We start from the raw sequence: 14,093 nt of genomic DNA, 5'->3' as shown, positions 1-14,093 counted from the left end.
GGATGCCCCGGCCGGAGCATTTCCTGCCTGGGCATTTCGCGCTTCCGCGAGGGAAGTACCCCTCCATGACAACGTTCCGCCCCGCTCCCGCCTGGCTGGCCGACGCCGTCTTCTACCAGATCTATCCACAGTCCTTCGCCGACTCCAACGGCGACGGCATCGGTGACTTCAACGGCATCACCGAACGCCTGGACCACCTCGCCTGGCTGGGTGTCAACACGGTCTGGCTCAACCCGTGCTTCGCCTCGCCCTTCCTCGACGCCGGCTACGACATCAGCGACTACCTCACGGTCGCCCCGCGCTACGGCACCAACGACGACCTCGCCGCCCTCGTGGAAGCGGCCGGCCGCCGGGGCATCCGCGTACTCCTCGACCTCGTCGCCGGACACACCTCCGACCAGCACCCCTGGTTCACCGCGTCCGCCGACGACCCCGACGACGACCGCTACATCTGGACCGACGGGACCCAGCCGGCCCCGGCGCGGTTCGTGGCTTCTCCCGGCGCCCGCCCCGGGGCGTACCTGCCGAACTTCTTCGACTCCCAGCCCGCCCTCAACTTCGGCTACGCCCGCACGCATCCGGCCGAACCGTGGCGCCGGTCCGTCGAGGCCGAGGGCCCGCGCGCCAACCGCGCCGCGCTCCGCGACATCATGGACCACTGGCTCGGCCTCGGCCTGGCCGGCTTCCGCGTCGACATGGCGGCCTCGCTCGTCAAGGACGACGCCGACAAGAGCGAGACCTCGAAGATCTGGACCGAGCTGCGCCACTGGCTCGACGCCGCTCACCCCGACGCGGTCCTGCTGTCGGAGTGGGGCGACCCGGTCGTGTCCGTACCGGCGGGCTTCCACGCCGACTTCTTCCTCCAGTTCGGCGGTCCCACCGAAGGCCGCCCGCTGCGCTCCCTGTGGAACAACCGGCACGGCACCGACAACGACGACTGGGACCCCGTCGACTGCTTCTTCGACCCCGGCGGCAAGGGCTCGCCCCGCCCGTTCGTCGAAGCGTGGCAGGACGCCACCTCCGCCATCGACGGCCGCGGGTTCGCCGCCCTGCCCACCGCGAACCACGACTTCGCCCGCCTCAACTGCGGCCCTCGCACCCCCGAGCAGCTCCCCGCCGCGTTCGCCTTCCAGCTCACCTGGCCGACGCTGCCCGCGATCTATTACGGCGACGAGATCGGCATGCGCTTCGTGCCCGGCCTGCCCGACACCGAAGGCAGCGTCCTGGGTCCGCGCTACAACCGCGCGGGCTCCCGTACGCCGATGCAGTGGGACGCCACCCCGGGGGCCGGTTTCTCCACCGCCCCGCCGGAGCGCTTCTACCTGCCCCTGGACCCCGACCCGGACCGGCCCACGGTGGCCGCCCAGCGCCGCGACGAGGGCTCCCTGCTGCACCTGGTCCGCCGCCTCGTCGCCCTGCGCACCACCACCGCTGAATTCGGGAGCGCGGGCGCGGTGGCCGTGCTGCACGACGGCCATCCCTTCGTCTACACGCGGGGCGGACGCTACCTCGTCGTCATCAATCCCCAGCGCGAGACGGCCGCCATCACCCTGCCGGAAGCCGTCTCCGGCAGTCCGCGGCCCCGGCCCCGGTCCGTGGAGGTCTCCGGCGTACGCGTCGACGGCCGCACGATCACGGCGGAAGGGTTCGCGTACGGCGTCTTCGACCTGGAGCCCTGGAGCACTAGGGCCTCAGCAGTGTCTTGATCATGCCGTCCTCCTTGGCCTGGAACATCTCGTACGCCTTCGGCGCGTCCGCGAGCGGCATGGAATGGGTGGCGAATCCCTCCACCCCCAGCGGGTCCTCGTCACCGAGCAGCGGCAGGATGTCGTCCACCCAGCGCTTGACGTTGGCCTGGCCCATCCGCAGTTGGATCTGCTTGTCGAAGAGGGTCAGCATCGGCATCGGGTCCGCCATGCCGCCGTACACGCCCGACAGGGAGATCGTGCCGCCCCGTCGCACCACGTCGATCGCGGTGTACAGGGCGTGCAGCCGGTCGACTCCCGCGTGTTCCATCAGCCGCTGCGCTGCGGCGTCGGGCAGCAGACCGGTCATCCACTGCGCCGCCTTGGCGACGGGCGCGCCGTGGGCCTCCATGCCGACGGCGTCGATCACGGCGTCGGTGCCCCGGCCGTCGGTCAGGTCGCGGATGGCGTCGGGGAGGTCCTTCCCGTAACTGCGCAGGTCGAGCGCCCTGACGCCGCGCGTGCCCGCGCGGCTCAGCCGCTCCGGCACCAGATCGACGCCGACCACCAGGCTCGCGCCCCGGTGCAGGGCGATACGGGCGGCCATGTCACCGATGGGTCCGAGGCCGAGTACGGTCACCGTGCCGCCGGGCGCAATCGCGGCGTACTCGACAGCCTGCCAGGCGGTGGGCAGGACGTCGGAGAGAAAGACGTACCGGTCGTCGGGTGGCCCATCGGGCACCTTGACCGGCAGGCTGTCACCGAACGGTACGCGCACGAACTCCGCCTGGCCGCCGGGGACTTGGCCGTACAGCTTGGTGTAGCCGAACAGTGCCGCGCCCGTGCCGCGCTCCCGGACCTGGGTGGTCTCGCACTGCGAGTGCAGTCCCTGTTCGCACATGAAGCAGTGCTGGCAGGAGACGTTGAAGGGGATCACCACGCGGTCGCCCGGCGCGAGCGCGGAGACGTCGGCGCCGACTTCCTCGACGATGCCCATGGCCTCGTGTCCGAGGATGTCCCCGGGATCCAGATAGGGCCCCAGGACCTCGTACAGGTGCAGGTCGGAACCGCAGATGCCGGTCGAGGTGACGCGTACGATCACGTCGGTCGGCTCTTTCAGCTGCGGGTCGGGCACGGTGTCCACCCGTACGTCCCGCCTTCCGTGCCAGGTCAGTGCGCGCATCACTCTCTCCTCGTCACTGGGTCTCCATGACGCTCCGGGTCCCCCTGACGGAAGGGGTCATTCCTCGGAAGAAGTCCAGAGCGCCGTGGCGGCCACACCCCCGTTTGGCCATCGACGCGAAGGGCACCCGGCGACTCATGGATGGGCTGCCACTGGACCAAGGGTGGTTACGCAGGGCCGCCTGCGCCGACACCGACCCGGAACTCTTCTTCCCCGTGGGGGTCAAAGGACCCGCGCTGGACGAACAGGCCGCGGCCAAGGAGATATGCGGGCGCTGCCCCGTGACCCGGCAGTGCCTCGCCTACGCGTTGCGTTCCGGACAGCGCACCGGAGTATGGGGCGGCCTGAGTGAAGAGGAACGCTCTCCGCTGCACCGGGCCAAGGCGCGGTCCGGCCGGAAGACGGGCGCTCAGGACTGAACCGGCAGGGGCTCCACGGCCTGCGCCGCAGCTGTCCCCGCGGGGAAAGGCCTCGACCGCTCGGCCCAGCAATCGTCGCGAGGATCCGGGGAGGTCCTGGACGGCGGCAGCAGCCGGAGGGGTGTCGTCACAGGCGTGTCAGGCCTTCCCCCGCGGTCCTTTGAACCGCCATTCGCAAGATATGCAAAATCGCGAGCGCCGCCGGGGTCACGCCCGGGGGGCGGGCGGATCACGGCTCCGCCCCGTACGACTCCGCGCGCCGATCAGACGCCATTGCTCTGCGTAATCATTCCACTGCATTCTGTTAGCACGCTCCCCGCTGGGCTACGCCCCGTCCCAAGGGGAGCGCTCCCGTGACGACCCGTCGATGAGAGGGATGCCCATGTCCAGTTCGTCGACAAGCGGCGCTGTCCTGGCCCGCGTCGCCCACCCCCTTCTCCTGCTCTCGGTGGTGGCCGTCTTCGCCGCGACCGTGCGTTACGGCTGGGAACCCGGCCGGGTCACGTTCCTCTTCCAGCTCGCGACGCTCGGCGCTCTCGTGGTGCTGGAGGGCCTGATCCCGTACGAGCCCGCCTGGCGTCCCGACCGGCGGGAGTGGCGATGGTACGCCGTGTACTACGCGCTCACGGCAGTGGGCGGAAGTGTGGGGTCGGCCCTGGTGGTGTTCGCCGCGGGCCTCCTGGCCCGGCCCGACTCCGTACTCCCGCTCTGGGCGGAGATCCCGCTCGCCCTGCTACTGGGGTCGCTCGCCGGCTACGGCGTCCACCGGCTCGGACACACCAATCCGTGGCTGTGGCGGCTGCACGGCGTGCACCATGTGCCCGAGAAGGTCAACGTCGGCAACAACGGCGTCAATCACATCGGCGACATCCTGCTGAGCCAGGCCATTGTCCAACTGACCCTGGCGCTGGTCGGGTTCTCGGACACGGCCGTCTTCGGAGTGGGCCTGTTCGTGGTAGCTCAGGGCTATTTCATCCACGCCAATGTCGCCGTCCGGCTCGGCCCGCTGAACCACGTCTTCGCAAGCCCCGAGCAGCACCGGCTGCACCACAGCACCGATCTGGCCGAGGCCGGGCACTACGGCGCCGACCTGTCCATCTGGGACCGGGCGTTCGGCAGCTTCACCTGGCAGCCCGGGCGCGAACCGGCCGCCGTCGGACTCGCGGACCCGGATTCGTTCCCCGGCACCGGCGCCATCGTCGCCACCCTCGTGCACCCCTTGCGCCGCCGGTCCGTCAGGGCCGGCGAAACCCCCGGATGACCTTGCCTTCTTTACGGCTACCCAACTCAAGGAGCTGAAATGACCGACTCGCTCCGTACCACTCCTCCCGAGAAGATCGCGATCATCGGCATCGGCTGCCGTTTCCCCGGCGGTGCGTGCGACCACCGGACCTTCTGGCAGAACCTGATCGACGGCAAGGACTGCATCACCCCGACGCCGCACGACAGATACGACGTGACCACCCTGGGCAGCCGGGACAAGGCCAAACCAGGCCGCCTGGTGGGAGGCAGGGGCGGATACATCGACGGGTTCGACGAGTTCGACCCCGCGTTCTTCGGCATCAGCCCGCGCGAGGCGACCCACATGGACCCCCAGCAGCGAAAGCTGCTGGAGGTGGCGTGGGAGGCGCTGGAGGACGGCGGACAGAAGCCGGCCGAGCTGGCCGGACACGATGTCGGCGTGTTCATCGGCGCGTTCACCCTGGACTACAAGATCCTTCAGTTCGCCGACCTGCGGTTCGACACCCTGGGCGCGCACACGGCGACCGGCACGATGATGACGATGGTGTCGAACCGCATCTCCTACTGCTTCGACTTCCGCGGGCCCAGTGTTTCCGTCGACACCGCGTGCAGCTCGTCCCTGGTCTCCGTGCACCTCGCCTGCGAGAGCCTGCGCCGGGGCGAGAGCACCGTCGCCCTGGCCGGCGGCACTCTGCTGCACCTGGCCCCCCAGTACACCATCGCCGAGACCAAGGGCGGCTTCCTCTCTCCCGAGGGCAGATCCCGCGCCTTCGACGCCGGCGCGAACGGCTATGTCCACGCCGAAGGTGTCGGTGTGGTCGCCCTGAAACGCCTTGAGGACGCCGTCCGCGACGGCGATCCCGTCCATGCCGTGATCACCGCGAGCGGTGTCAACCAGGACGGGCGCAGCAACGGCATCACCGTGCCCAACGCCGACGCCCAAGTCGCCCTGATCCAGCGGGTGTGCGCCGAGGCCGGCATCACACCGGGCGACCTCCAGTACGTCGAGGCGCACGGCACGTCCACCCCGGTCGGCGACCCCGTCGAGGCCAACGCCCTCGGCCGGGCCCTCGCCATCGGCCGCGAGCCGGGCGCCGCCTGCTATGTCGGCTCCGTCAAGACCAACATCGGGCACACCGAGTCGGCCGCCGGAATCGCCGGGCTCATCAAGACCGCCCTCAGCGTCAAGCACCGTGTGATCCCCCCGCACATCAATCTGGAACAGGTCAACCCGGCCATCGACCTCGCCGCCCTGCCTTTCGACATTCCGACCCAGGTCACCCGCTGGCCCGCACACGAGGGACCGGCCCGCGCCGGCGTCAACTCGTTCGGCTTCGGCGGCACCAACGCACATGTCCTGCTGGAGACGCCGCCACCGCCTTCGCACACCGAAGACGGGGAGACGGCGCCCCGCCCCGGCTACAGCATCCTTCCGCTGAGCGCGCACGATGCCTCCGGCCTGCCCGTACTCGCCGAAGGGATCCGCCAGGAACTGGCGCGGCCCCACAGCCCCTTCAGCGGCCACACCACCTCCACCGCCGACCTCGGCCACACCCTCGCGCACCGCCGCCAGCACCACGACGCCCGGCTGTCGGTGGTCTACAGCTCCCGCGACGAACTCGACGAGGCGCTCTCGGCGTACGTACGGGGCGAGGCCCACCCCCGCGTGACCCTCGGCCGGCGTCGCGAGGGCCAGCAGCGGCGGCCCGCGTGGGTGTTCACCGGGATGGGCCCCCAGTGGTGGGGGATGGGCCGTGAGCTGTTCGCCTCGCAGCCCGTCTACCGGGAGGCCGTCGAGTGCTGCGACCGTGAGATCGCCGCGCTGACCGGCTGGTCCCTGATCGAGGAGATGAGCGCGGAGGCGGCCGACTCCCGGATGGACGAGACGTGGCTGGCGCAGCCCGCCAACTTCGCCGTCCAGACCGGGCTCGCCGCCCTGTGGCGCGCGCACGGCGTACATCCCGACGCGATCGTCGGTCACAGCACGGGAGAGATCGCCGCGTTCCACGAAGCCGGCGTCTACAGCCTGCGCGACGCGGTGCGGATCGTCGTACACCGCAGCCGTCTCCAGCAGCGGCTGGTGGGCACCGGGACGATGCTCGCCGTGGGCCTGCCCGAGGAGGAGGCGGTGCGCCGCCTGCGCCCGTACGGCGGCCAGGTGTCCGTCGCGGCCGTGAACAGTCCGGGCGCGCTCACCCTCGCCGGGGACGAGACGGCGCTCGCCGCGCTCGCGGAGAGCCTGCACGCGGAGCAGATCTTCGCCAGGTTCCTCACCGTACGGGTGCCCTACCACAGCGCCCGGATGGAACTGATCAAGGACGAGCTGCTCAGCAGCCTCTCCGGCATCGAGCCGCGCCCAGCCCGCGTACCGCTGTACCTGACCGCACGAGAGGGCCTGGCCCACGGCCCCGAACTCGGCCCCGACTACTGGTGGAGCAATGTGCGGGACAGCGTCCGCTTCCGCGCGGCCGTCGAGCGTATGACCGACGACGGCCACCGTGTCTTCCTGGAGATCGGCCCGCATCCTGTGCTGGGTCACTCGATCAGGGAGTGCGTCGACGGCGGGCCGGCCGGTCAGGCCGCGGACGGCGTGCTGACGCTGCCCTCGATCCGCCGTGAGGAGGACGAGGCGGCGCGCTTCACCACTTCGCTCGCCGCGCTCCACAACGAGGGCTGCGCCATCGACTGGGGCGCAGTGCACCCGCGGGGCGCGGGCCGGACCGTACCGCTGCCGCGCTACCCGTGGAAGCGCGACCGGTACTGGACCGAGCCCGCCCCCGTGGCGCAGGTCAGGCTCGGCCAGGTCGACCACCCCCTCCTCGGCCGCCGCCTGGCCACCGCCGAACCCGCCTGGGAAGCAGAGCTCGACGTCGAGACCGCGCCCTACCTCGGCGACCACCGCATCCAGGGCCGGACCCTGTTCCCGGCCGCGGGCTACGTCGAGATGGCCGCCCAGGCGGTACGGGCCATGACCGGCGGTACGGAGGTCGCGCTCGGCGACATCGAACTGCGCAAGGCACTGTTCCTTCCCGACGACGCGCCTCGCTGCGTACAGCTGTCGTTCTCCTCGCAGGACGCCGCCTTCACCATCGGGACCGGGAGTGGCGACGGCGGCGGCCCTGACGAGTCAGCCGTTCACGCGTGCGGCGTCGTCCGTACGGGACACAGTGACGGTGCGCGCACCGCCGCCCCGCTGGACATCGACGCGATCAGGGCGCGCAGCGAACAGCACCTCGACGCCGCCGCCTGCTACGCGGCGTTAGGCGCACTCGGCTACCACTACGGCCCCGCCTTCCAGGGCATCGACGAGGTGTGGACCGGCCAGGGCGAGGCACTGGCCCTGATCCGCCCGCCCGAGCCCATCGGTGATGACGCGGCGCGTCACCATGTGCACCCCGTCCTGCTCGACTCCTGCTTCCAGACCCTGCTCGCCGCCGCGAGCGACAAGCCGGGGGTCCGGGGCACCGGCATCCTGCTGCCGCTGTCCATCACCGACGTACGCACCACCGAGGTGGGCGACCGGCCGCTGTGGGCCCACGCCACTGTCACCCGGCAACAGGGCGACGAACTCATCGGTGACATCACCCTCTACAGCGACGACGGGCGGCCGCTCGGACACATCGGCGGCTTCCGGGCCGCCGACGTCGAGAAGACTTCGGCCACCGTGGGACTCGCCACGATCGACAACTGGCTCACCGAACTCACCTGGTCCGAGGCGCCTCTCGACACCGATCCGGCCGTCACTGCCCCGGCCCCGGGCACGTGGCTGGTGTTCGCCGACGCGCGGGGCGGCGTCGCGGACGCGCTCGCGGAGCTCGTGACGGCGCTGGGCGGCCGCTGCCACCTGGTGCGCCCCGGCGACTCCTACGCCATCAGCCACGACACCCGCACCTCGACCGTGGTGCCCGGCCGCGCCGACGACCTGCGCCGGCTGCTCGCCGACCTGGAAGAGGGCGCCGACACGGTCGTCCACCTGTGGAATCTCGACCTGCCGCCGCTCGACGACACCGCGCGCCGGTATCTCGGCCGGCACAGCACCACCGGCGGGTACTCCCTCGTCGCCCTCGCCCAGGCGCTCCAGGACGACCCTCGGCAGACCGCCTCTCCCGCCGCGCTGCACATCGTCACCCGAGGTACGCAGGCGGCCGCCGCCGGCGACCCGGTCGAGCCGCTGGGCGCCCCCGCCTGGGGCATCGGCCGCGTCCTGCGCCACCAGGAACTGACCGCCCACCCCGGCAAACTGATCGACCTCGCCCCGGAACGCGGCCTCGCCCCGGATACCGCGCAAGCCCCGGGCACGACCCGCCGGGCGGAGGCACAAGCCCTGCTGGACGAGATCCTGGCGGCCCCCGCCGCGCCAGGGGGGACCGCGGACGACGAGGTCGCCCTGCGCGACGGCCGTCGTCTCATCAGCAGGCTCACCCACCCCGAAGGGCTCACCCGCCCCCTCCCGTCGCGCCTGCGCCCGGACGGCGCCTACCTCGTCACCGGCGCCTTCGGCGCCCTCGGCAAGCTCCTGTGCCGTTTCCTCGTCCAGCGTGGCGCCCGCCATCTCATCCTCGTCGGCCGCACCCCGCTGCCCGAACGCGCCCAATGGCGCGACCTCGATCCCACCTCCGGGGCGGGCAGCAACGTGCGCTTCGTCAAAGAGCTGGAAGCCCTCGGCGCCCACCCCGTGCACGCTGCCCTGGACATCACCGACGAACAGGCCCTGGCCGCCTGGCTCGACACGTACCGCGAACAGGACGCGCCGCCCGTGCGTGGCGTGTTCCACCTCGCCGGGCACGTACAGGACACGCTCGTCCGCGACATGGACCGGACCGCTTTCGATTCGGTCGTCGCCCCCAAGGCCGCCGGTGCCTGGCTCCTGCACCACCATCTGCGTGACGAGCCGCTCGAACACTTCGTCCTCTTCGCCTCCGTCGCCTCCCTGCTCACCACGACGGGCCAGACCAACTACGCGGCGGGCAACGCCTTCCTCGACGCACTGGCCCACCACCGCCGCGCCCGGGGCCTGCCGGCGCTCAGCCTCGACTGGGGGCCGTGGGCGACCGGCATGATCGAGGAGCTCGGCCTGGTCGAGCACTACCGCACCAGCCGCGGCATGAGCTCGCTCACGCCCAGCGCGGGCATGGCCGTCCTGGAACGGGTCATCGGCCAGGACAGGCCACAACTGCTGATCGCCACGATCGTCGACTGGAAGGTCTTCCTCGCCTGGTACGCGTCCCCTCCCCCGCTCGTCACGCGACTCGCGGCCGAGGCCGCTGCCGCCGGCGACTCGTCCGCGGACGAACACAGTGACTTCCTGGACGTCTTCCGCACCACGGACGAGGAGCAGCGCACCAGGCTCGTCGCCGAGCGCTTCACCGCGCTGGCCTCGGCCGTACTACGGGTGCGCGCCGAGCAGATCGACCCGGCGAGCCGCCTCGGCTCGCTCGGCCTCGACTCCCTCCTCGCCATGGAACTGCGCGCCCGTGTCCACGCCGAGACCGGCGTCGCCCTGCCGGTCGTGGCACTGCTCAGCGGCGCTCCGACGCACGAGCTCATCACCCAGCTGTACGACGCCACCGCCGCCCTGGCCGAGGAGACCGCGGACGGGTCGGGCACGTCGGTGGAAGTCGAATGCCACGAGGACGCGTCCCGCTGTCCCCTCACCCAGAACCAGCAGGCCCTGTGGTTCCTCAAGCAACTCAACCCCGACGGCTTCGCGTACAACATCGGCGGCGCCGTCGAGGTGGGGGTCGAACTGGAACCGGAGCTGATGTTCGCCGCCGTCAGCGCCCTCGTCGCCCGGCACCCCATGCTGCGCGCCAACTTCGCGCTGGAGGACGGGCAGCCGGTGCAGCGCGTCTCGGACGCCGGCGAGCCGGACGTGGCCCTGTTCGACGTACAGGACCTCGACTGGACCGACATCCACGCCCTGATCGTCCGTGAGTACCGCAAGCCCTACGACCTCGAACACGACCCGCTGATCCGCTTCCGGCTCTTCAAGCGCGGCCCGGACCGCTGGGTCATCATGAAGGCCGTCCACCACATCATCTCCGACGCGATCTCCACCTTCACGTTCATCGAGGAACTCCTCGCCCTGTACGAAGGCATGCGCGCGGGCCGGAGCGTACAGCTGCCGCCCGTACCGGCCCGGTACCTGGACTTCCTCAACCGGCAGAACCAGTTCCTGGCCTCCCCCGACGCGCGGCGCATGCTGGAGTACTGGCGGGGCAGCCTGCCCGCCGAGATCCCGGCCCTCGACCTGCCCACCGACAAGCCCCGGCCCGCGGTGCAGACCCACAACGGCGCGTCCGAGTTCTTCGTACTCGACGCCGGACTCAGCGCCCGCGTCCACGCCCTGGCCCGCGAGCACGACGTGACGGTGTTCATGGTGCTGCTCAGCGCCTACTACATCCTGCTGCACCGCTACTCGGGGCAGGACGACATCATCATCGGCAGCCCCGTGACCGGCCGCACCGACGAGCAGTTCGCCTCCGTCTACGGCTACTTCGTCAATCCGCTGCCGCTGTACGCCGATCTGTCCGGCGCCCCGTCGGTCTCCGCCCTCCTGTCCCAGGTCCGCCAGACGGTGCTCGGCGGTCTCGACAACCAGGAGTACCCCTTCGTCCTGCTCGTGGAGAAGCTGGGTCTCCAGCACGACCCGAGCCGGTCGGCGGTCTTCCAGGCGATGTTCATCCTGCTCGCCCACAAGGTGGCCACGCAGCAGTACGGATACGCCCTGGAGTACATCGAACTCCCCGAGGAGGAGGGGCAGTTCGACCTCACCCTGTCGGCGTACGAGGACGAGGCCGAGCGGCGCTTCCACTGCGTCCTGAAGTACAACACCGACCTCTTCCTGCCCGAGACCGTACGCCGGATGGTCACGCACTACGTCAACGCCCTGGAGGCCCTCACCCACGCCCCCGCCGACGAGCCGGTGACCCGGCTGGAACTGCTGGGCGCCGAGGAACGCGACCACGTCCTTCACGACTCCGCCGCCGTGGGCCGCCCGCTCCCCCACGACGTACCGGTGCACCGGCTGATCGCGGAGGCCGCCGGCCGCGCCCCCGAGGCCCTCGCGCTCTCCGTGCCCTACGAGACCGGCGCGACCCGCCACCTGACGTACGGCGAACTGGAGCACCACGCCCGCGCCGTGGCGGGCCGGCTGCGCGAGCGGGGCGTACAGGCCGGTGATGTCGTCGCCGTCTGCCTCGCCAAGTCGCCCGAACTGATCGTCGCGCTCCTCAGCGTCCTCAAGGCCGGAGCCGCCTATCTGCCGCTCGACCCGGACCACCCCGTGGACCGGCTCGCCTTCATGACGGACAACGCGGGAGCGGGCCTCGTCCTCACCGACGCGGCGGGACGCGAACGGCTGGGAGGCGCGTTGCACGACGCCGGCTTCCTCACCGATCTGCTCGCCGATGAGGACCCGGCGCCGGACTTCGACGACGCCGCCTGTGACATGGACGCTCCCGCCTACGTCATCCACACCTCGGGGTCGACGGGCCGCCCGAAGGCCGTACGCGTCAGCCACCGCGCCCTCGCCGCCGTACACGCCGCCTGGCGCACGCAGTACGGTCTCGCCACCTCACCCGGCGTCCACCTCCAGATGGCCGGCGTGTCGTTCGACGTGTTCACCGGCGACCTCGTCCGCGCCCTGTGCTCGGGCGGCCGCCTGGTCCTGATCGGCCGCGATCTGCTGCTCAACACCGCCCGGCTGCACGAGACGATGACCGCCGAGGCCGTCGACTGCGCCGAGTTCGTCCCCGCCGTCGCACGTTCCCTGATGACCCACTGCGAAGAAGGCGGCCACCGGCTGGACTTCATGCGACTGCTGATCGTCGGCTCCGACGTGTGGAAGGTCGCGGAGTACGAGCGGCTGCGCCGCCTGTGCGGCCCCCGTACCCGCGTCATCAACTCGTACGGCCTGACCGAGGCCGCCGTCGACAGTGCCTGCTTCGAAGGGCCCACCGACGGACTCGACCCCCATCAGACGGTCCCGATCGGCCGCCCCCTGCCCAATTGCTCCCTGCACATCCTCGACGACCACCGCGAGCCCGTACCGCCCGGTGTCACGGGCGAGTTGTGGGTCGGCGGCGCGGGCCTCGCCATCGACTACGCGGGCGACCCCGGGCAGACCGCGGACCGCTTCGTGACCCTGCCCCTGGGCCGGGGCCCCGGTGCCATCCCCGAACGGCTCTACCGCACCGGTGACCTGGCCCGCCGTGACCCGCAGGGCCGGACGCACCTCGTCGGCCGCGCCGACGCCCAGATCAAGGTGCGCGGCCATCGCATCGAGCCCGGCGAGATCGAGTCCCTGCTGATGTCCTCACCCGGCATCGCCCAGGCCTGCGTCACGGTCCGCACGGACGTCCGGGGCGACGCCGTGCTGTGCGCGTACTGCGTTCCGGCCGCCGCGACCGACCTTGATCCGCGGTCGCTGCACCGCCATCTCGCCGCCCGGCTCCCCACTTATCTCATCCCGGCGTACTTCACGGCGCTCGACGCCCTGCCGCTGACCCCGAACGGTAAGGTGGACCTCGCCGCGCTGCCGGAGCCCCGGGTGGAAACGGCGGCCGAGACCCATGAACCACCGGTCACGCTGTACGAACAGAGCATGGCGGCCCACTGGCAGGCGCTGCTCGGCAGGGAACGCATGGGCCTGCGCGACGACTTCTTCGCCTCCGGCGGCAGTTCCATCAGGCTCATCGAGCTGATCCACCGCCTCCAGTCGGAGTTCGGCATCACCATCCCGGTCGGTCTGCTCTTCAAGGTCACCACCCTGCACGGCATGGCCAGGACGGTCGAGGACATCATCACGGGCAAGATCTCCGGCAACCGCCCGTACCTGACCTTCAATTCGGGCCGCGGCGGCGATGCCCCCGTCCTCTTCTGCTTCCCGCCGGCCGGTGGGCACGGACTGGTCTACCGCCGCTTCGCCGCACACCTCCCCCCGTACGAACTGGTCGCCTTCAACCACCTCGACGGCGACAAGGTGACCCGCTACACCGACCTCATTGAGACGCTGCGGCCCGACGGGCCCTGCCCCCTCCTCGGCTACTCCCTCGGCGGCAACCTCGCCTTCGAGGTCGCCAAGGAACTCGAACGGCGCGGGCGCGAAGTCCCCCATGTGGTGATCATGGACTCGTACCGCCTCCTGACTCCCCACTCCCTCGCCGACGAGCACATCGAGGCGTTCGAGCAGGAGCTGCGGGCCCATCTGCACCGCCACACGGGCTCGGAGACCGTCACCGCCGAAACTCTCGAACAGGCCAGGGAGTACCTGGACTTCTGCGGCCGTACGCCCAACCTGGGCACGGTGGCGGCGACCGTCAGCGTGATCTCCGACGAGCGGAAGTCGGCCTTCTACGCGGCGGGGCAGCGCGGCACCTGGCACGGCAGCTCGACCACCCGCACGGAACTGCTGCGCGGGTTCGGCACGCACGCCGAAATGCTCGACGAGAAGTACCTCGCGCAGAACGCCGAACTCGCGCTGGCCGTCCTCGACGGCTTCTCGGACCTCACGGGCCTCACGGGTGGTGAGAGCCGTGTCGCGTGAGACCCGGCCCGTCCCGC

General features: G+C 71.0%; 5 protein-coding genes. 4 read left to right on the top strand and 1 reads right to left on the bottom strand.

Annotated features, from left to right (window positions below; genetic code table 11):
• Positions 1 to 65: 65 nt before the first annotated feature.
• Positions 66 to 1,706, top strand: coding sequence for an alpha-amylase family glycosyl hydrolase (locus ABZX79_RS29500; RefSeq protein ID WP_355264253.1), 1,641 nt, complete (start codon positions 66 to 68; stop codon positions 1,704 to 1,706).
• Here the strand turns inward: ABZX79_RS29500 and ABZX79_RS29495 are convergent.
• The gene (locus ABZX79_RS29495; RefSeq protein ID WP_355264250.1) at positions 1,684 to 2,868 is read right to left on the bottom strand and encodes a zinc-dependent alcohol dehydrogenase; all 1,185 of its coding nucleotides are present in this window, start codon (positions 2,866 to 2,868) and stop codon (positions 1,684 to 1,686) included. The genes ABZX79_RS29500 and ABZX79_RS29495 overlap by 23 nt on opposite strands.
• 137 nt (positions 2,869 to 3,005) lie before the next feature.
• Between ABZX79_RS29495 and ABZX79_RS29490 the strand changes: the two genes are divergently transcribed.
• The 3 genes from ABZX79_RS29490 (at position 3,006) to ABZX79_RS29480 (ending at position 14,076) form a co-directional block, all read left to right on the top strand.
• Positions 3,006 to 3,287, top strand: a complete 282-nt coding sequence (locus ABZX79_RS29490; RefSeq protein ID WP_355264247.1) for a WhiB family transcriptional regulator — start codon at positions 3,006 to 3,008, stop codon at positions 3,285 to 3,287.
• A gap of 382 nt (positions 3,288 to 3,669) precedes the next feature.
• On the top strand, positions 3,670 to 4,548 hold the full coding sequence (locus ABZX79_RS29485) for a sterol desaturase family protein (RefSeq protein ID WP_355264244.1): 879 nt from the start codon (positions 3,670 to 3,672) through the stop codon (positions 4,546 to 4,548).
• Positions 4,549 to 4,587: 39 nt separating this feature from the next.
• A complete protein-coding gene (locus ABZX79_RS29480; RefSeq protein ID WP_355264241.1) occupies positions 4,588 to 14,076 on the top strand; it encodes an amino acid adenylation domain-containing protein in 9,489 nt (3,162 codons plus the stop codon).
• Positions 14,077 to 14,093 lie beyond the last annotated feature (17 nt).

Source organism: Streptomyces sp. NPDC002994, from assembly GCF_040611155.1.
Taxonomy (GTDB): domain Bacteria; phylum Actinomycetota; class Actinomycetes; order Streptomycetales; family Streptomycetaceae; genus Streptomyces.
Note: the sequence above shows the minus strand (reverse complement) of the source record. Positions and strands in the feature narration are given on the sequence as shown.